This is a genomic window from Blastococcus sp. URHD0036, assembly GCF_000701365.1.
Taxonomy (GTDB): Bacteria; Actinomycetota; Actinomycetes; order Mycobacteriales; family Geodermatophilaceae; genus Trujillonella.
Genome location: NZ_JNIK01000013.1, coordinates 350,743 through 369,002, shown reverse-complemented (window position 1 = coordinate 369,002; position 18,260 = coordinate 350,743). Strand labels below are relative to the sequence as shown.

The window sequence follows — 18,260 nt, the reverse complement described above, 5'->3', positions numbered from 1 at the left end:
GGCCCGGAGGAGATCCGTCGGCGTCACGCCGACGGATCTCCTCCGGTCGGGTCCAGGCGGGCGATCGCCTCGTCGGCGGTCAGGCCCAGGCCCTCGGCGAGAGCTGCGTCGTACCCGTCGCCGAGCGCCGCGCGGAGGGAGGCGACCAGCTCGGCGACGGGGAGACTGGTCCGGTCCTCGGCGCCCCGCAGCCGGACCGAGGCGCCGTGGAACACCGCGGCGTCCCGGAACCGCCCCCTCGCCCGGGCGAGCAGGGCGGCCGACATGCCCACGTTCGCGATGATCGGCTTGTCGCTGGTCAGCAGCGCCTGGGGGAACGCCGCGCGCAGGTGCTCCGCGGCCGCCTCGAGCCGGCCGATCCGCACGGCCAGCGCGGCGGCCGCCGAGTGCCCGATCGCCCCGCCGTGGGCGTTCATCAGCGACGGGCGTTCCAGCCGGTCCAGCTCGCCGGCCAGGGACTCGTAGGCGACGGCGACCGCGGCGTCGTCCGTCGCGGCGACCGCGATCGCGCCCTCCATGGCCACGACGAGCAGCCGGTGCAGCAGGTTGCCGGCGCCGAACCCCTGCTGCGCGCGCATCGCCGCCAGGTGCCGCCGGGCCCCGTCCAGGTCGCCGGCGCGCAGCCGCAGGTCGGCCAGCCGCATGGTCACCAGCAGGTCGTCGGAGCTCTGCCCGCCCAGCCGCCGGATGAGCTCGCGGGCGCGCTCCAGGTCCTCCGCCGCACCCCGCAGGTCGCCGTCCATCGTGCGCACCTGGCCGCGGGCCGACAGCAGGGCCGCCAGGCCCCAGGAGTCGTCCAGGGCCTCCCACTCGGCCACGCCGACGTCTCCGTCCCGCCGCATGGACTCCATGTCGCCGTCGTTCTCGGCGTACATCAGACGGGCCAGCCGGCCGGTCGCCCGCACCCACGGGTCGGGGTCGGTGAGGATCTGCTGCAGCACGTCGTCCGCGGCCGCCCGCTGATCGCTCATCAACAGCAGCAGTGGCCGCAGCACCTTCGCGGCCGGGTGCGCCGACTCCGCACCGCTCAGCCGGCCGGCCATCGCGGCGAACGCGTCCTGCTGGGCCCGGGCGTCGCCGGCCTCGGTGCCGACGGCGAAGCCCAGCACCATCTGCAGGGCCTCGGCCAGCACCCCGGTCGGGGTCTCCCGCGCCCCCGGCACGCCCAGCACGAACGCCGTCCAGCGGGCGGCCTCCTGACCGCTCTCGCGCAGCACCCAGTACCAGCCCAGGGCGACGACGAGATCGACGGCCCGGCGGGCGTCGCCGGCCTCGCCGAGGAAGCGCAGCGCCGCCAGGACGTCGTCGTGCTCGGTGTCGAGCACCCGGAGGGCGTCGAGCTGGTCGGCGCCGCGCAGCCGGGCGTCGTGGTGCCGGGTGAGGGCGAGGAACCGGTGCGCGTGCGCGGTGCGGGCCGGGGTCAGCAGCCCCTGCTGTGCCAGCCGCTCGGCGCCGTACTCGCGCAGCGTCTCCAGCATCCGGAACCGCGTGCCGTCGGGCGTCGGGCCGGCGATCAGCAGCGACTTGTCCACCAGGGCGTGCAGGACGTCGGCCAGGTCCCCGGCCGGGTTCCCCCCGGGCACGACGGCGGCCACCGTCTCCTCCGTGGCACCCGAGGCGAACACCGAGAAGTGCTCGGCGACCTCGCGCTCGCGGGGCGTGAGCAGGTCCCAGCTCCACTCGACGACGGCGCGCAGGGTGCGGTGGCGCGGGGTCGCGGTGCGCCGTCCTCCGGTGAGCAGCCGGAAGCGGTCGGCCAGCCGCTCGGCGACCTCCGCCGGGGTCAGCACCCGCAGCCGGGCGGCCGCCAGCTCGATCGCCAGCGGCAGCCCGTCGAGGCGGCGCACGATCTCCACCACGGCGTCGTCGAGCACGACGTCGGGAGCGACGGCGCGCGCCCGGTCCAGCAGCAGGCGCACCGCCGAGGCGTCCGCCGCGGCGGTCAGCGGTGCGCCCTCGGCCGGGACCCCGAGCGGCCCGAGCGGGGAGAGGGCCTCGCCCTCGATGGCCAGCGGCTCCCGGCTGGTCGCGAGCACCCGGACGCCGGGGCAGCGGCCGAGCACCTCGGCGACGACCTCGGCCACGGCGTCGACCAGGTGCTCGCAGTTGTCGACGACGAGCAGGCAGGTCGCCGGTCGCAGCCGCTCCAGCAGCCGCTCTCGGGCCTCGCGGCGCGGGTGGTCGGGCACGGTGTCGGGCACGGCGATCTCGCGGCCGCCGAGGCCGTCCAGCACCGCCTGCCAGACCGCGGTGGGCTCGGTGACCGGTGCCAGCTCGACCAGCCAGACCCCGTCGGGCACCGGGACGGCGGAACCGGCTGCCACCCGGGCGGCGACCTCGCCGGCCAGCCGGGTCTTGCCCGAGCCGCCGGCGCCCACGACCGTGACCAGGCGGCCGGCCGCCAGGCGGTGCAGCACCGTCCGGACGTCGTCCTCGCGGCCCACGAAGCTCGTCACCGCGGCGCGCAGGTTGGTCGGCGGGGCGGCCGGCCGGTCGGCCTCCCGCAGCAGCTCCGCGTGCCGGGCGCGCAGCGCGGGGGAGGGGTCGGTGCCGAGCGTGTCGGCCAGGGTGGCGCGGATCCGCTCGTAGGCGGCGAGCGCCTCCGCGGGCCGGCCGGCGGCGGTCAGGGCGTCGACGAGTACGGCGGCGAGGTCCTCGCGCAGCGGGTGGGCGGCGGCCGCCTCCTCCAGCAGGGGCACCACCTCACCGGCCCGCCCGGAGCGCACGGCGAGCGCGGCCCGCCCGCACAGGACCTCCAGCCGGACGTCGGCGAGCGCGGCCCGGCGGCCGGCCGCCTCGGGGGAGTCGTCCCCGGTCAGCGGCTCCCCGCGCCACAGGCCGGCGGCCTCGGCGAGGACGGCGTCGGCAGCCGGTGCGTTCCCGTCGGCGAGCAGCCGCCGGCCCTCGGCGGCGAGGCGGGTGAAGCGGACGGCGTCCACGTCGTCGGGGCCGACGGCGAGGCGGTAGCCGGCGGGGGACTGCTCGACCACCTCGGGCCGGCCGAGGGTGCGGCGCAGCCGGGACACCAGGGACTGCAGGCTGTTCGCCGGATCGGTCGGCTGGTCGTCGCCCCAGACGGCGTCGGCGAGTGCCCCGGCCGACACCCAGCGGCCCGGGTCGAGGGCCAGGGTCGACAGCAGCTGCTGCAGCCGCGCCCCGGGGACCGGGACGACGCGGTCGCCGTCGCGGACCTCGAGGGGACCCAGGTAGCCGATCCGCACGGCGGGAGTCTCCCACCCGGCACCCCCGCTCACGCGGGACCGACGAGGCCGGCCACGATCTCCGCCGAGAGCGTCACCAGGGGCAGCCCGCCACCGGGGTGGGCCGAGCCGCCGACGAGGAACAGGCCGGGCACCGGCCCGCGGTTGCCCGGGCGGAGGAACGCCGCGCGGGCACCGTTGCTGGAGGTGCCGTAGATGGATCCGCCGACGCTTCGGGTCTCCCGCGCCAGGTCGGCGGGGGTGCGGACGACCCGCCAGAGCACGCGGTCGCGCACGTCGAGCCCGCGGGTGGCCAGCACCTCGAGCACCCGGTCGGCGTACCGGTCGACGAGCCCCGGCCGGTCCCAGTCCACACCGCCGTCCGGGTCGTGCCGCGGCGCGTTGACGAGCACGAACCACGACTCGCTGTCCTCGTCGGGCCGCGTGGCGGGGTCGTCGGGGGCGCTGACGTAGACCGTCGGGTCCTCGACCGGCCGCGGGGCGCCCCGGTGCCGGCCGACGCCGAACACCGCGTCGAACTCGGCGTCGTAGTCGTCCGGGAACAGCACCGTGTGGTGGGCCAGGCCGGGGGTGCGGCCGCGCAGGGCCAGGAGCAGCACGAAGCCCGACAGCGAGGGGGTGCTCCGGCCGAGGTCGCGGCGCACCCGCCTGGTGGTCCGCAGCGGCGGCAGCAGGTCGCGGTACAGCGCGGTGGCGTCGGCGGCCGAGACGACGACGTCGGCCCGCACCACCTCGCCGTCGGAGAGCTCGACACCGGCGGTCCGGCCCCCCTCGACCAGCACCCGCTCGACCGCCGTCCCGGTGCGCAGCCGGGCGCCGCGCTCGGTGGCCCGCTCGGCCACCGCCTGCGCCAGCCGGTGCAGCCCGCCGCGCACGTACCAGGAGCCGAAGGCCTGCTCGGCGTACGGCACCGTGGCGAGGACCGCCGGCGCCCGGCGCGGGTCGGAGCCGGAGTAGGTGGCGTACCGGTCCAGCAGGGTGCGCAGCGCGGGGTCGCGCAGCTGCGACCGGCCGAGCCCGCGGAGCGTGCGCCACGGCGCGACCGTGGCGACGTCGTGGCCGCTGCGGGCCAGCCGGGCGAGCGTGGCGGCACCGGCCAGCGGGGAGCGGAGGAACGGCTGCTCGGTGACCCGCCACATCCGCTCCGCGCGGGCCATGAGGCCGGCCCACTGCGCGCCGGCGCCGCCGCCCAGGGCCGCGTCGAGGGCGGCCGGTATCGCCGCGGGCTCGCCGGGGAGGGCGAGGGAGGTGCCGTCGGCGAAGCGGTAGGCCACGGCGGGGTCCAGCCGGACCAGCCCGACCGACTCCTCCAGCGGTCCGCCGGTGGCGGCGAACAGGTCGCGGTACACCTGCGGGAGGGTCACCAGGCTCGGGCCGGTGTCGAACGCGTGCCCGTCGCGGGCGTACCAGCCGAGCTTGCCGCCCACGGTGTCCGCCTGCTCGAGCACCGTGACGTCGTGGCCGAGCGCCGCCAGGCGGGCCGCCGCGGCCAGGCCGCCCAGTCCGGCGCCCACCACCGCCACCCGCGCCACGGCCGCCACGGTAGGCCGCGGGTGCGGGGGGCCGGCGGACCGCGGGCCGGTGTCCCCCGGCCGGGTGGCGGTCGTTTGGCCGTCGGCGCGGACCGGGTAACCGCAGGTCGCGCGGGTGAGCACAGCCCGCGGCGTCGTACCCGGAGGGGGATCGACGTGATCGCAGCGAGGGTGGTGCCGGCCGTCGCGGCCGGCGCGGTGGTCCTGAGCGGCTGCGCGAGCACCCAGGAGCCCGACGTGCGCGACGTCGCGACCGCGTTCACCGATGCCGGCGGGGACCCGGCGGAGCGGTGCGAGCTGCTGGCCGAGGCGGCCCGGACGGCGCTGGAGTCCGAGGAGTCGGCGCCGTGTGCCGACGCCCTTCCCGGGCTGCCACTGGGCGGCGGTGCGGTGCAGGAGGTGGCGGTGTGGGGTGGCAACGCCCAGGTGCGGCTCACCGGCGACACGGTGTTCCTCACCGAGACCTCCGCCGGCTGGCGGGTCACCGCCGCGGCCTGCATCCCGCAGGAGGAGGGCCCCTACGAGTGCGAGGTGGGGTCATGAGGGGTGTGCGCCGCCTCTACGTCGCCTACCTGACGGTGATCCTGCTGGGGATCGCGTCCGTCACCCTGCTGGGACTGATGGGCCGATGACCGCGCCGCGGGGGTTCGTGCGGGACAACGCCCTGGGGCTCGCCTTCGGCGGGCTGTTCCTCGTCACCCTCCTCGGCCAGGCGATCTCGGGGACGGCGGACTTCAACGCGGAGCAGGTGGCGAACGGGCTCGAGCCGGTCTCGTTCGGCGACTACGTCACGTCGTCGTCCTTCGGCGTCGACGTGATGGAGAACTGGCAGTCGGAGTACCTCCAGTTCTTCCTCTACGTCTTCGCCACCGTCTGGCTCGTGCAACGTGGCTCGGCGGAGTCCAAGGAGCCCGGGGACGAGGGCATGGAGTCCGACGAGGAGCAGCGGGTCGGCGCGCACGCCCGCGCGGACTCCCCGGCCTGGGTCCGCGCCGGCGGCTGGCGGACGACGCTCTTCTCCCGGTCGCTCGGCCTCGTCATGGGCGGGCTGTTCCTGCTGACCTGGACGGCGTCCTCCGTCGCCGGGTGGGCCGCGTTCAACAGCGAGCAGCTCGCCGACCGGGAGGACCCGGTGAGCTGGGTGGGCTACCTGGGGGAGGCCGACTTCTGGAACCGCAGCTTCCAGAACTGGCAGTCGGAGATGCTCGCCGTGGGCTCGATGGCGGTGCTCTCGGTGTACCTGCGCCAGCGGGGGTCGCCGGAGTCCAAGCCGGTCGGGGTCGCGCACGCGGAGACCGGCGAGACGGGGTGAGTCAGCCGGGGACGCAGAGGGCCAGGACGGCGAGGTCGTCGGCCTCGTGGCGGGACCCGGAGACGCGCTCGGCGACCGCCGCCGCGATGGTCTCGGCGATGCAGTCGGCGGCGTGCGGACCGGGCCGGGTCAGCAACCGGACCAGGCCCTCCTCGCCGAGCTGGTCGCCCTCGGCGTCGCGGGCCTCGGTGACGCCGTCGGTGTAGAGCACCAGCGAGGCCCCCGGTTCCAGCGTCACCGGGACGCACGCGAAGCGGGTCTCGTCGCCCACGCCGAGCGGCCGGCCCACGACGCCGACCTCCTCCCAGCTCCCCGCCCGGCGCAGCAGCGGCCGGGGGTGGCCCGCGATGCTCAGCCGGCCCCGCACGCTGCCCGGTCCCGGGTCGAGCACCAGGCAGGCCGCGGTGACGAACCGCAGCGGACCGCCGGCCTGCTCGTGCAGCAGGGCGGAGTGGACGGCCGCCAGCACCTCGGCGGGGTCGCCGGAACCGGCCGCCGCGGCGCGGGCGGTGTGCCGGGTCAGCGCGGTGACCGCCGCCGCCTCGGCGCCGGTGCCGCAGACGTCGGCGATCAGGACCATCCAGCGCCCGTCGGGCAACGGGACGACGTCGTAGGTGTCGCCACCGACCAGCGCCGAGCCGCCGGGCCGGTACCGCGCCGCGAGCTCCAGCCCGGGGACGGGGGGCAGCGTCGCCGGCAGCAGGCTCCGCTGCAGGGTGTCGGCCAGCTCGCGCATCTCCGACTCCGCACGGAGCCGGCCGAGGAACTGCCCGATCTGACGGCCGGCGTTGCCCAGCACGTCCAGCAGCTCGGGCGGCACGGGTCGCGGCTGCCGGGTGAACAGCTCGCAGACGCCGAGCAGGGTGTCGCCGCGCAGCAGCGGGAACGCCACGCCGGTGCGGAACCCGGCCGAGCGCGCGGCCGTGGCGCCGTAGGTGGGCGGCGCGGTCTGCAGGTCCTCGATCGCGACGGGCTGCTGGCGGCGCCAGGTGAGGCCGGGCAGCCCCTGGCCGCGGACGAAGGTCAGCGGCAGCTTCGCGGCGTGCAGGGCGGCGACGTCCACGCCGGGCACCGCCCAGATGCCGCCGTAGGTCAGCCGCGTCCCGCTCTCGTCGGGCTGCCACAGGATCGCGCAGTCCCAGTCCAGCTCGGCGCAGAGCGAGGGGAGCAGCCGCTCGAAGGCGACGTCGGCGTCGGGGGCCTCGGTCAGCGCCGTCGTCACCCGCAGCGTCGCCGCCAGGTAGCGGCTCACCTGCAGCTGGCGTTCCAGCAGGATGGTGGTGCTGGCGTCACGGAGCACGGCGACCACGGCGGCACCGAGCTCGGGCAGGTCGGCCTGGCCGAGGGTCACGTCGATGGCCACCTCGTGGCCGTCGGCGTGCAGCGCCGGCAGCTGGGTGGTGTTGCCGACGAGCTCGCCCTGCCCGGTGGTGAGGAACCGGGTCATGTGCGCCCCGTGCCCCGACCGGAAGCGGGTGGGCATGATCGCCGTCAGCGGCCGGCCGACCACGTCGGCGGGGTCGTGGCCGAGCAGGCCGGTGACCGCGGCGTTGACGTAGACGATCCGGCCCTCGGCGTCCGCGGCCACGACGGTGTCGGGCAGGGACGCCAGCAACGAGACGGCAGAGGCGCCGGGAAGGCGCTCGGGCATGGTCCCTCCCCCGGGGTTGCCCTGTGCTGTTCCTCCAGGGTCGCACACCCGCGGTAGGAGCCCGGTCACTCCGTGTCGACAAATCGACGTGTCGGGGAGGTCAGGTACCGGTCTCCTCCGGCAGCTCGAGCGCCGTGGCCTCGACCCGGCCGGACAGCACGTCGGCGGCCACGTCGTCCACCGAGCGGCCGGCGGCGTACGCGGCGGCCCGCAGCAGGTCCAGCGCCCCCCGCGTGTCCGTACGGTGGGCGACGCTGAGCTGTCCCAGCGCCTCCCACACGACGGCGCGGCGCCGCGCGGCCGGGGTGCGCAGCCAGTGCGGGCCCGACGCCGGCTCCCAGTCCGACCAGATCGCCGCCTCGCTGAGGGCCGAGGTGACGAGCGCACCGACGGACATGGCCTCGAACACCGGCACCCGCCCGACGTCGGTCTCGTCGACGAGGAAGAGGTCGATCGCGACGTTGCCGGCCAGCGAGAGCGGCAGCGGCAGCGCGACGACGCCGCGGTAGGGCGTGCGGGCGAGCAGCAGCTCGGCGAAGGGCAGCCAGCGCCGGCGGAGGTCGTCGGTCATCGCGAACACCGGCTCGCCGTGGGTGTGGGCGGCCAGGCAGGGGCCGGTGCCGACGGTGAACTGCAGCCGCTCGGCGGTCGCGGCGTCGTCGGAGCTGGCGCCCAGGGGCAGCCGGCGGCCCGACCCGTCCTCGACGCTCAGCCCCGCCCCGTCGACCGGCAGTGTCTCCGCGCAGGCGCGCATCAGGCGGACGGGCAGCAGCTCGGGTCCGGTCAGGCCGGCGTCGGCTGCCCGGTCGAGCGCCGAGCCGAACCGCTCCGCGATGGTTCCCATCCCCGAGGGGTTCCCGGCCTGGTCAGGACCAACCGGGTCCTCGGTCCGTGGTGCTCGCCGCCCGATGGGTGTATGCCGCCTCGCGGACGTCGTCGTCGGACTCGAGGCCGGCGCCGAGCGCTCCGCCCACCGTGGCCAGCGAGCAGGTGAGCCACGCCAGCTCCAGGTAGTCCGACAGGTGGGCCGGGTGCCCGAGGCCCTCGGCGAACAGCGGCTGCACCACCAGCAGCAGCCCGCCGGCCAGCGCGAGCACGAACAGGACGGCGTACAGCGACAGCACACCGAGGACGACCGTCGCGGCGGTCGCCACGTTGAACAGCACCACCTGCTTGCGCACCCGCCGTCCGCGCGGCCGCTCCCACATCTGCGCCCCCACGATCAGCGTGACGACGACGGCCACGACCGAGCCGAGCGCGACCGTGGTCAGCCGCACCCAGCCGAAGGCGTCGGCCAGGCGCCACACGTCGCTGGTGATCAGCGCGAAGACGCCGGCGGCCACGGCGGCCGTCAGCGCGCGGGAGAGCCGGATCGCCAGCCGCCAGGGCTGGTTGGCCCGGACCATCCCGGCGAGCAGCCGGACGTTGCCGCCGAGCACCCGCGCGGTGAACCGGATGCCGTCGGCGTCGTCGTCATCGGCTGCCAGCTGCCGCAGCCGCCGGCCCAGCGCCGCGCGGTCGTCGGCGTCGATCTCGTCGTCCCCGGTGCCCAGCAGGTTCCGGACCAGGCCGACGGCGGTCTGCAGCGCCCGGCGGTGCCGGCCGACCGCACCCAGCGCGGGCAGGGAGAGGAGCGCGACCCCGTGCACCGGGCTGGCCGTACCGACCACCGGCCGGCGGGAGACCTCCAGCGGCACGTCGGTCAGCGCCACGGCGAGGTCCCAGTCCTCGGCGAGCAGCCGGGTGCGGGTGGCGGCGACGATCTCGTCGCCGTCGGCCGGGGGCTGCACGAGCCCGTCCTCGACGGTGCGGACGTCCCAGCGGACCTCCGGGTGCTGCGTGGTCAGCTCGGCGGCCAGCTCCGGCGCCAGCCGGAGCGCCAGCTCGGTGGCGGGGCCGGGTGCGGCGACCAGGCCGACGACGACGTCGGGCAGCGCGTCCGCACCGGGGAGGGGCAGCGGCGCCGGGGCGCTCAGCGCCGCCCGTCCAGGACCGCGGAGTAGACGCCGACCGTCTGCTGGGCGACCGCGGGCCAGCCGAACTCCGACAGCACCCGCTCGCGCCCGGCGGCGCCCATGGCCGCCGCGCGACGGGGGTCGGCGAGGAGCTCGGCGATGCCCGCGGCCAGCCCGGCCTCGAAGCTCGCGGGATCGGCGGCGTCGTAGGGGACCAGCAGCCCGGTCCGGCCTGAGTCGACGACCTCCGGGATGCCGCCGACCGCGCTGGCCACGACGGCGGTACCGCACGCGGCCGCCTCGAGGTTGACGATGCCGAGCGGCTCGTAGACCGACGGGCAGACGAACACGGTCGCGCCGGTGATCAGCGGCACCAGCTGCTCACGGGGCACCATCGACTCGATCCAGACGACGCCGCTCCGGCGGGCCTGCAGCGCGGCGACGGCCTCGGCGACCTGCTGGCGCTCGGCCGGGGTGTCGGGGGCGCCGGCGCACAGCACCAGCCCGGCCTCGGGAGGCAGCAGGTCGGCGGCGGCCAGCAGGTGGGTCAGCCCCTTCTGCCGCGTGATCCGGCCGACGAACAGGGCGTACGGCCGGTCGGGGTCCACGCCCAGGGAGCGGACGACGTCGGGCGCCGGCACGGGGCGGTAGGCCTCGGCGTCGACGCCGTTGTGGACGACGTGCACCCGCGCCGGGTCCAGCTCGGGGTAGACGGCCAGCACGTCGTCGCGCATGCCGGCGCTGACCGCGATCACCGCGTCGGCCGACAGGTAGGCGGTCCGCTCGACCCAGGAGGAGAGCCGGTAGCCCCCGCCGAGCTGCTCGGCCTTCCACGGCCGGCGGGGCTCCAGCGAGTGGGCGGTCACCACGTGGGGGACCCCGTGCACCAGGCCGGCGAGCAGCCCCGCGCCGTTGGCGTACCAGGTGTGGGTGTGCACCAGGTCGGTGCCGCCGAGGGCGGCGGCGATCTCGACGTCGGTGCCCAGCGCCTGCAGCGCGCCGTTGGCCGCGGTGAGCCCCGCCGGGACGGCGTACCCGGCGGCGTCCGCCCGCTGCGCGCCGAAGGCGTGCACGTCGATCTCGGGCCCGGCCGGGAGGGAGCGCAGCGCCGCCACGAGGTGCTCCACGTGCACGCCGGCGCCGCCGTAGACGTCCGGCGGCCACTCCCTGGTCACGATGCCGATGCGCACCCCGACAGCCTAGGAGGGGCCTCGTCCCCCGGCCCGGCGGCGGGCACTCCGTCACCCGTGGGAGCGGTAACGGCGCTGCTGAGGGGTTACCGGCGCGCGGAGGCGGATACGTTGACCGCATGCGTGGCGGTCCCCGGGTGCTCGGCATCGTCCTTGCCGGTGGTGAGGGCAAGCGTCTGGCGCCCCTGACCCAGGACCGGGCCAAGCCCGCGGTGCCCTTCGGGGGCAACTACCGGCTGATCGACTTCGTGCTCTCCAACCTCGTCAACGGCGAGATCCGGCAGATCGCGGTGCTCACCCAGTACAAGAGCCACAGCCTCGACCGGCACATCACGACCACCTGGCGGATGTCGCAGCTGCTGGGCAACTACGTGACGCCGGTGCCGGCGCAGCAGCGGCTGGGCCCGCGCTGGTACATGGGCAGCGCCGACGCGATCTTCCAGAGCCTGAACCTGATCTACGACGCCCGGCCCGACATCGTCGTGGTCTTCGGTGCCGACCACGTGTACCGCATGGACCCGCAGCAGATGATCGACCAGCACCTGCAGACCGGTGCCGCGGTCACGATCGCCGGCCTCCGCGTGCCGCGGAGCGAGGCGAGCGGATTCGGGATCATCGACGCCGGCGCCGACGGCCGGGTGCGGCAGTTCCTGGAGAAGCCCGCGGACCCGCCCGGGCTGCCGGACTCCCCGGAGGAGAGCTTCGCCTCCATGGGGAACTACGTGTTCAGCACCGACGCCCTGCTCGAAGCGCTGCGGACCGACGCGGAGGACCCGCACTCCGTGCACGACATGGGCGGCTCGATCATGCCGATGCTCGCCGAGGCCGGCGAGGCGTGGGTCTACGACTTCTCCACCAACGTCGTCCCGGGCGCCAGCGAGCGTGACCACGGCTACTGGCGCGACGTCGGGACCATCGACAGCTACTTCGACGCGCACATGGACCTGGTGTCGGTGACGCCGGTGTTCAACCTCTACAACGACCGCTGGCCCATCTGGACCCTGCCGCCGCAGCTGCCGCCGGCGAAGTTCGTGCTCGGCGGGCGGGCCGAGGAGTCGATGGTCAGCGCCGGGGCGATCATCGGCGGCGGCTCGGTGCACCACTCGGTGGTCTCCCCGGGCGTGCGCATCGACCGCGGTGCCCGGGTCGAGGACAGCGTCCTGATGGACGGCGTGCAGATCGGTGAGGGCGCCTACGTCCGCCGGGCCATCCTCGACAAGAACGTCGTCGTCCCGCCGTGGGCGCGGATCGGGGTCGACCTCGCGGCCGACCGCGGGCGCTACCACGTCAGCGAGGGCGGCGTGACCGTGCTCGGCAAGGGAGCGCGGGCGCTCCTCTAGTGGAGCCGCTCGTCGTCACGCTGCTGCTGGGCGCCGAGGCGCAGCAGCGGTTCGACCGGCTGCGGGCCACGCACTTCCCGCCGGAGCGCAACCACCTGGCCGCGCACGTGACGCTGTTCCACGCCCTGCCGGGGGCCGAGCGGGCGCGGGTGGACGCCGACCTCGCCGCAGCCGCGGGGCGGCCGGCCTTCGGCGTGGCGGTCACCGGGGTGCGCTCCCTCGGCCGCGGGGTCGCCTACACGCTCGCCTCGCCCGAGCTGGCGCAGCTGCGGGCCGGCCTCGCCGACCGCTGGGCGCCGTGGCTGACCCCGCAGGACCGGCAGAAGCACGCCCCGCACGTCACGGTGCAGAACAAGGTCGACCCCGCGACGAGCTCGGCGCTGCACGCCGAGCTCGCCGCCGGGTTCGTGCCGGAGACGGTGCCCGCCCGGGGGCTGGGCCTGTGGCGGTACCTCGGCGGACCGTGGGAGCCGCTGGCCGAGCACCTCTTCGACGCGGCCTAGAGGTCGGCCGGGACCTGCTCGATCGACGGGTAGCCGGCGGCCAGCGCGTCGTAGTCGGTGACCGGGTCGGGGTTCGACTGGTCGCATGTCGAGGCGAACGGGTCGGCGCCCTCGGGGAACGACTCGGCCAGCACGGTCTCCTGCAGCTCGCCCATGGACGACACCGGGCAGGCGGGGACGTTGATGCTCGTCACCGTGTCCGCCTGGGCGGTGCCGGCCAGCAGGGCGTCGCGGTTCTCCTCGATCCAGTCGAGGGCGAGCTCCGCGGCGAACTCGAACTGCTCCTGGTCCAGCTGCAGGTTCGCGCTCACCGCGAGGGCGGGCACCCCGCGGCGGATGGCCGTCCGGCCCACGCCGACGGTGCCCGAGAGGGCGGCGAACGGCCCGATGTTCTGTCCGGGGTTGATCCCGGAGACGACGAGGTGGGGATCGAGGTCCAGCTCGTCGAGACCCACCACCACGGTGTCGGCCGGGAACCCGTTGACGGCCGTGCCGCTGACGCCGGCGGGGGTGGCCCCCTCCTGGTAGGTGACCACGCCCTCGCTGCGGGTGTCGGAGCTGCCGCTGCGCTGGTCCGCCGGTGCGACGAGCGTGACCTCGACGTCGGGCAGCGCCGAGAGCCGTCCGAGGAGCACGTCGATCGCCGGGTTGGTGATCCCGTCGTCGTTGGAGTACAGGATGCGCAGCGGCTCCGCAGGCGCCTCGCTGGTCTCGGTCGCCGCGGCGGCCGGGGCGTCGTCGCCGCCGTCGTCGTCGCTCCCGCAGGCGGCCAGCAGCGAGGCGAGGGCGAGCGCGGCGGCGGCCGCGCGGATGTCGAGGGAACGGCGCACAGGGGTCCTCCGGGATCTGGGATGGGCCGCTGGAGTGTTCCGGGTCACGTCGGATGAGGTCCAAGACCCGCGCGGTCGAACCCATGCCCCCAGGGCATGGGTCGTTCCTAGGCTGCGCGCATGAACCTCCAGCAGCTGCGCTATGTCGTGGCGACGGCGGACGCCGGAACCATGACCGGTGCCGCGGCCGCCTGCCACGTCGCGCAGCCGGCCCTGAGCCGCGCCGTCCGCGCGCTCGAGCGCGAGCTGGGCCTGTCGCTCTTCCGGCGGGACGGGCGGCGGGTGGCGATCACCGACGAGGGCCGGGCGGTGGTCGCCGCGGCCCGCCGGGCGCTCGGCGAGGTCGCGCTGATCGAGGGCCTGGCCGGCCGGGTCGCCCGGCAGACGACCGTGACCGTCGCGGCGACCCCGACGATCCAGGCCGACCTCGGCTCGGGTCTGCTCGGGGAGTTCCGGCAGCGGTACCCGCACTTCCCGGTCCGGCTGCTGCACTGCCCGAGCGCCGAGGCGGTCGGCGAGGCGGTGGCCGACGGGCGGGCCGACGCCGGGGTCTGCGACCTGCCCGTGTCCGGGGACCTCGTCGAGCTCCCGTTCGAGACCCGGGAGGTCGTGCTCATCGCGCCACCCGGAGCCGACCTGCCCGACCCGGTCCCGATGGCCTCGGTCGCCGCCCTCCCGCTCATCGTCCCCACCCGGGGGGACCGCCGCCGGGGGATCGAGGCGATGGTCGCCGGGGCGGGGGTGGAGCTCCGGGTGGGCTTCGAGAGCGACGAGCGCTCGTCGTGGATCCCCGCGGTGCTCGCCGGGTTCGGCGGCTGCCTCTGGTACCGGGCCCAGGGTGCCGAGGCCGCTGCGCTGGGCGCCCGGGTCATGGGGCTCGACCCGCCGATGCGCTTGTCCATCGGGGTGGTGCACCGCGAAGAGCACCTCGCGCCGCCGGTCGCCGGTCTGGTGCGGCTGGCGCGGGAACGCACGTCCCCGCCGGAGTGACCGCCGTCCGGGTTCAGCGGGCGGTGCTGGCCACCAGGAGGCCCGCGCCGATCGGCAGGACGGCGGAGGTGAGCCGGTCGTCCTCGCGCACCCGGCGGGCGACGTCCCGCCAGGCCACCGTGGCCGGGTCGCGCACGGACCGGTCGGCGATGCGACCTCCCTCGAGCAGGCCGTGGCAGACCAGCAGCCCACCGGGGCGCAGCAGCTCGACCAGCCCCGGCAGCTCCGCGCTGTAGTCGGTCGGCGCGGTCGCGCAGACCACCAGGTCGTACGCGCCCGGGGACAGCCGGGGGAGGACCTCCGCCGGGGACCCGAAGATCATCCGGGTGCGGCCCTGGGGGTGCCCCGCGTCGGTGAACGCCCGGCGCGCGGCGCGCTGCTGCTCGGCGTCGGTGTCCAGGCAGGTGAGCACGCCGTCGCGGCGCATGCCCTCCAGCAGCCACAGGCCGCTGATGCCGCCGCCGCTGCCCACCGAGACGACGGCGCGGGCGCCGGCCCCGGAGGCGAGGACGGCGAGGGTGGCGCCGACCGCGGGGCTGATCGGCACCGGCCCGGGGAACTGCTCGGCCCGGGCACGCGCCGCGGTCAGGGCCGGTGTCTCGGCGGCGAACCGGTCGGCGTAGGCCCGTCCCGGGTCCCCGTTCGGCTCTCCGCCCTCGTTGCCGTACGGCGGCCGTCCCTGGGCGCTCATCAGGAGCGAGGGTAGTGGCGGCCGGCGGCGTCCCCGCGCGCGGCGCAGGCTGTGAAGTGCCTGTGAACGGGAACACCCACCCGCGGGGTCCGTTGGAGGTGATGTGCGACCTGCCCGAGCCGCGAGTACACCCGTCGGAGCCAGTCCCGCCGCGTCCGGACCGGGAACCGCGGGCCCCGTCTGCGATCCTGGGGGCGTGCCCGAGCCCACCGCCTCCGTTCCGGAGGAGCAGCCCGCCGGTGCGGCCTGGGTCGCGCCCACGTGGGAGCAGGTCGTCCGCGACCACTCCGCCCGCGTGTACCGGCTGGCCTACCGCCTGTCGGGCAACCCGCAGGACGCCGAGGACCTCACCCAGGAGACCTTCGTCCGGGTGTTCCGCTCGCTGGCCGACTTCTCGCCCGGCACCTTCGAGGGCTGGCTGCACCGGATCACGACCAACCTGTTCCTCGACATGGTCCGGCGCCGGCAGCGGATCCGCTTCGACGCGCTGCCCGAGGACACCGAGCGGCTGCCCGGTACCTCGCCCAGCCCCGAGCAGGTCTACGCCGACACCCACCTCGACCCGCAGGTGCAGGCCGCGCTCGACGCCCTCGCGCCGGAGTTCCGCGTGGCCGTCGTCCTCTGCGACATCGAGGGTCTGACCTACGAGGAGATCGCGGCCACCCTGGGCATCAAGCTCGGCACGGTCCGCAGCCGCATCCACCGCGGCCGGGTCCAGCTCCGCGCGGCGCTGGCCCACCTCGCGCCGCGGCGCCCCGAGGCGGTCCCGGCGGAGGAGGGCGGGGCATGAGCCTCCCCGAGAGCCACCTCGCGCAAGAAGCCATCGCCGCCCTCGTCGACGGCGAGCTGGCCAGCGGTCCCGCCACCCGCGCGGCCCGGCACCTGACCGGCTGCGTGTCCTGCCGCATGGCCGTGGAGGCCCAGCGGGAGGCCAAGGAGGCCCTGCACCGGGCCACCGACGTGGCGATCCCCGGCGACCTGCTCAGCCGGCTGCGCGACATCCCGTTCACCGCGGAGGTGCCCGGGGCCGGTGGCCCCGGGGCGCTGAGCGCCGACTCCGGCCACCTCACCCTCCGCGACGGCAGCGGCGCCTGGTCGGTCTCGCTGGAGCCGCATCCCGTGCCCGCGGCCCGGCCCGGGTCCGCACGCTGGCTGCGCCGGGGGCTGGCCGGCACGCTCGCCGGTCTCGGCATCGGCGTCACCGCGCTGGCCCTGAGCCTCCCCGGTCCCGACGAGCACGCCGGCGGCCCGGCCGATCCGGTCGCCGACTCGCGGGTCCCCGCCGAGCGCAGCGAGGTCGTGCCGCCGGTGGTGCGCACCCTCACCGTCGGTGCCCCGACCGCCGCCGTCGTCCCCGCGGGCACCCGCGCCGGCACCCCCTGACCCCCTGACCGCCTGACCGCCCCGCCCTGAGCACCAGCCGACCGACCGACGCCCCGCGCCCGGGGGAGGACCCGCTGCCCGAGACCCCGCCGTCCCCCGAGGGGGACGACCGTTCCGCCGTCGGCGGGTCCCCGGACGAGGTGTTCGCGCGGCCGGCCGGCCGCCCGGACGGCTTCGACCCGCCGGCCGCACGGCACCGCGCCGCCGCGCCGGCCCCCGCCGAGCCCAGCCCGGCCCTCCGCTCGGCGTTCGGCCGCCCGGCCGAGGTCGGTGGCACCTTCGCCGACGGCCGGCCGCCCCTGCCGCCCCGGCCCGCCGCCCCGCCGCCGCCGGAGGCGGTCCTCCGCGCCTTCGCCCCGCCGGGCACCGACCGCCGCGGCCTCCAAGAGCCCCCCGGTGGCCGGCCCGGGAGCCGGCGCACCTCGTCCGGGCCGTGGTGGAAGGCCGACGCCCGGAACGACCCGTGGCGCGACCCGCACGCGCCCGCCGCCCTCACCGGGCCCGCCGTCTTCCCCGACGAGGACGAGCAGGACGGCCCGGTCGTCGTCGACGGGAAGGGCCGCAAGCGGCTGCGCCTGCGTGACCTGTCGATCCGGATCTCGGCCCTCGTGCTGCTCGGGGTCCTGGTCATCGGTGCGCTCGGTGGCGCGCTGGGCTACTGGCTGACGCGGACCGCCGCCGAGTCGCCGCTGCTGGACCCCGACTCGCAGCTGTCGGAGGTCGACGAGGGCGTCGTCCGCGAGCCGGGCTCGGTCGCCGAGATCGCCGAGGCCATCACGCCCGCCGTGGTGTCGATCGAGGTCCGGCTCGGGGACGCCGGCGCCACCGGCTCCGGGGTCGTGGTCGACGGCGCCAACGGCTACATCGTCACGAACAACCACGTGGTCTCCGCCGCCGACGGCAACGACGACGCGGAGATCCGCGCGGTCTTCTCCGACGGCAGCGGCTCCGAGGCCCGGATCGTCGGCCGCGACCCGGCCAGCGACATCGCCGTCATCAAGGTGGAGAAGCCCGGCCTGGTCGAGGCCTCGCTCGGCAGCGTCGACGACCTGGTGGTCGGCGACCCGGTCATCGCCGTCGGCTCGCCGCTCGGCCTGGCCGGCACGGTCACCAGCGGCATCGTCAGCGCGCTCGACCGGCCGGTCCGGTTGTCCGGCGAGGGCAGCGACACCAACGCCGTCATCAGCGCCGTGCAGACCGACGCCCCCATCAACCCGGGCAACTCCGGCGGCGCGCTGGTCGACGCCACCGGATCGGTGATCGGCATCAACACCGCCATCGCCTCGCTCGGCGGCGGCAGCGTGGGCCTCGGCTTCGCCATCCCCATCGACCACGCCCGCGACATCGCCGAGCAGCTCATCTCCACCGGTGAGGCGGTGCACGCCACGCTCGGGGTCAACGCGCGGTCGGTCACCGACGGCACCCGCGACGGCGCGCTGGTCGTCAACGTCGAGCCCGACGGCCCTGCGGCCGAGGCGGGCCTGCGCGAGCAGGACGTGATCATCGCCCTGGACGGCATGCCGGTCGGCAGCTCCGAGGATCTGGTGGTCGCCTACGACGCCCACCGGCCGGGTGACCGGGTGACGATCGAGTACGTGCGCGGCGGGGACGAGTCGACGACGGTCGAGGCCGTTCTCACTCAGGCGTAGCGCCCCACCCCGC

16 protein-coding genes are annotated in these 18,260 nt (G+C 76.4%); 8 read left to right on the top strand and 8 right to left on the bottom strand.

The features are described from left to right. Positions 1–23: 23 nt before the first annotated feature. Together N555_RS0111560 and N555_RS0111555 are read right to left on the bottom strand one after the other, a co-directional pair. Positions 24–3,221, bottom strand: coding sequence for an AfsR/SARP family transcriptional regulator (locus tag N555_RS0111560; RefSeq protein WP_029431645.1), 3,198 nt, complete (start codon positions 3,219–3,221; stop codon positions 24–26). Between the two features lie 29 nt (positions 3,222–3,250). Beyond that, on the bottom strand, positions 3,251–4,753 hold the full coding sequence (locus N555_RS0111555; RefSeq protein WP_029431644.1) for a phytoene desaturase family protein: 1,503 nt from the start codon (positions 4,751–4,753) through the stop codon (positions 3,251–3,253). A gap of 156 nt (positions 4,754–4,909) precedes the next feature. On the opposite strand from N555_RS0111555, the gene N555_RS0111550 reads away from it, so the two are divergent. Together N555_RS0111550 and N555_RS0111540 are read left to right on the top strand one after the other, a co-directional pair. Next, positions 4,910–5,296, top strand: coding sequence for a hypothetical protein (locus N555_RS0111550; RefSeq protein ID WP_156036323.1), 387 nt, complete (start codon positions 4,910–4,912; stop codon positions 5,294–5,296). A gap of 85 nt (positions 5,297–5,381) precedes the next feature. Beyond that, positions 5,382–6,065: a DUF6766 family protein gene (locus tag N555_RS0111540; RefSeq protein WP_029431642.1), complete on the top strand. Its 684-nt coding sequence runs from the start codon at positions 5,382–5,384 to the stop codon at positions 6,063–6,065. Between the two features lies 1 nt (position 6,066). On the opposite strand, the gene N555_RS0111535 is transcribed toward N555_RS0111540, so the two are convergent. From N555_RS0111535 to glgA, 4 genes are all read right to left on the bottom strand, one after another. Further along, the gene (locus tag N555_RS0111535) at positions 6,067–7,716 is read right to left on the bottom strand and encodes a SpoIIE family protein phosphatase (RefSeq protein WP_029431641.1); all 1,650 of its coding nucleotides are present in this window, start codon (positions 7,714–7,716) and stop codon (positions 6,067–6,069) included. Between the two features lie 100 nt (positions 7,717–7,816). Further along, positions 7,817–8,560 carry an ANTAR domain-containing protein gene (locus N555_RS0111530; protein WP_029431640.1) on the bottom strand — a complete coding sequence of 248 codons (744 nt, stop codon included), beginning with the start codon at positions 8,558–8,560 and terminating at the stop codon, positions 7,817–7,819. 22 nt (positions 8,561–8,582) lie between these two features. Further along, positions 8,583–9,506 (bottom strand): hypothetical protein, encoded by a 924-nt coding sequence (locus tag N555_RS0111525; RefSeq protein WP_231502705.1) that lies wholly within the window; start codon positions 9,504–9,506, stop codon positions 8,583–8,585. A gap of 182 nt (positions 9,507–9,688) precedes the next feature. After that, positions 9,689–10,861, bottom strand: coding sequence for a glycogen synthase (glgA, locus tag N555_RS0111520; RefSeq protein ID WP_029431638.1), 1,173 nt, complete (start codon positions 10,859–10,861; stop codon positions 9,689–9,691). A 119-nt stretch (positions 10,862–10,980) separates the two neighbouring features. Here glgA and glgC point away from each other — a divergent pair, with 119 nt between their 5' ends. Beyond that, positions 10,981–12,201 (top strand): glucose-1-phosphate adenylyltransferase, encoded by a 1,221-nt coding sequence (glgC, locus tag N555_RS0111515; RefSeq protein WP_029431637.1) that lies wholly within the window; start codon positions 10,981–10,983, stop codon positions 12,199–12,201. Then, the gene (locus N555_RS0111510) at positions 12,201–12,704 is read left to right on the top strand and encodes a 2'-5' RNA ligase family protein (protein ID WP_029431636.1); all 504 of its coding nucleotides are present in this window, start codon (positions 12,201–12,203) and stop codon (positions 12,702–12,704) included. Before glgC ends, N555_RS0111510 begins: the two co-directional genes overlap by 1 nt. Here N555_RS0111510 and N555_RS28295 read toward each other — a convergent pair. Next, on the bottom strand, positions 12,701–13,534 hold the full coding sequence (locus N555_RS28295; protein ID WP_051683968.1) for a 5'/3'-nucleotidase SurE: 834 nt from the start codon (positions 13,532–13,534) through the stop codon (positions 12,701–12,703). The two genes, N555_RS0111510 and N555_RS28295, sit on opposite strands and share 4 nt — an antisense overlap. Positions 13,535–13,654: 120 nt before the next feature. Between N555_RS28295 and N555_RS25885 the strand changes: the two genes are divergently transcribed. After that, positions 13,655–14,524, top strand: a complete 870-nt coding sequence (locus N555_RS25885) for a LysR family transcriptional regulator (protein WP_051683967.1) — start codon at positions 13,655–13,657, stop codon at positions 14,522–14,524. Positions 14,525–14,537: 13 nt separating this feature from the next. Here N555_RS25885 and N555_RS0111495 read toward each other — a convergent pair whose 3' ends face one another. Next, positions 14,538–15,215: an O-methyltransferase gene (locus tag N555_RS0111495; protein ID WP_081866143.1), complete on the bottom strand. Its 678-nt coding sequence runs from the start codon at positions 15,213–15,215 to the stop codon at positions 14,538–14,540. 196 nt (positions 15,216–15,411) lie between these two features. Between N555_RS0111495 and sigE the strand changes: the two genes are divergently transcribed. From sigE to N555_RS0111480, 3 genes are all read left to right on the top strand, one after another. Then, positions 15,412–16,005: an RNA polymerase sigma factor SigE gene (gene sigE / locus N555_RS25880; protein ID WP_051683966.1), complete on the top strand. Its 594-nt coding sequence runs from the start codon at positions 15,412–15,414 to the stop codon at positions 16,003–16,005. Next, positions 16,002–16,598 (top strand): zf-HC2 domain-containing protein, encoded by a 597-nt coding sequence (locus N555_RS0111485; RefSeq protein ID WP_029431631.1) that lies wholly within the window; start codon positions 16,002–16,004, stop codon positions 16,596–16,598. Before sigE ends, N555_RS0111485 begins: the two co-directional genes overlap by 4 nt. Before the next feature lie 140 nt (positions 16,599–16,738). Further along, positions 16,739–18,247: a S1C family serine protease gene (locus N555_RS0111480; protein WP_231502704.1), complete on the top strand. Its 1,509-nt coding sequence runs from the start codon at positions 16,739–16,741 to the stop codon at positions 18,245–18,247. The last annotated feature ends 13 nt before the right edge of the window (positions 18,248–18,260 follow it).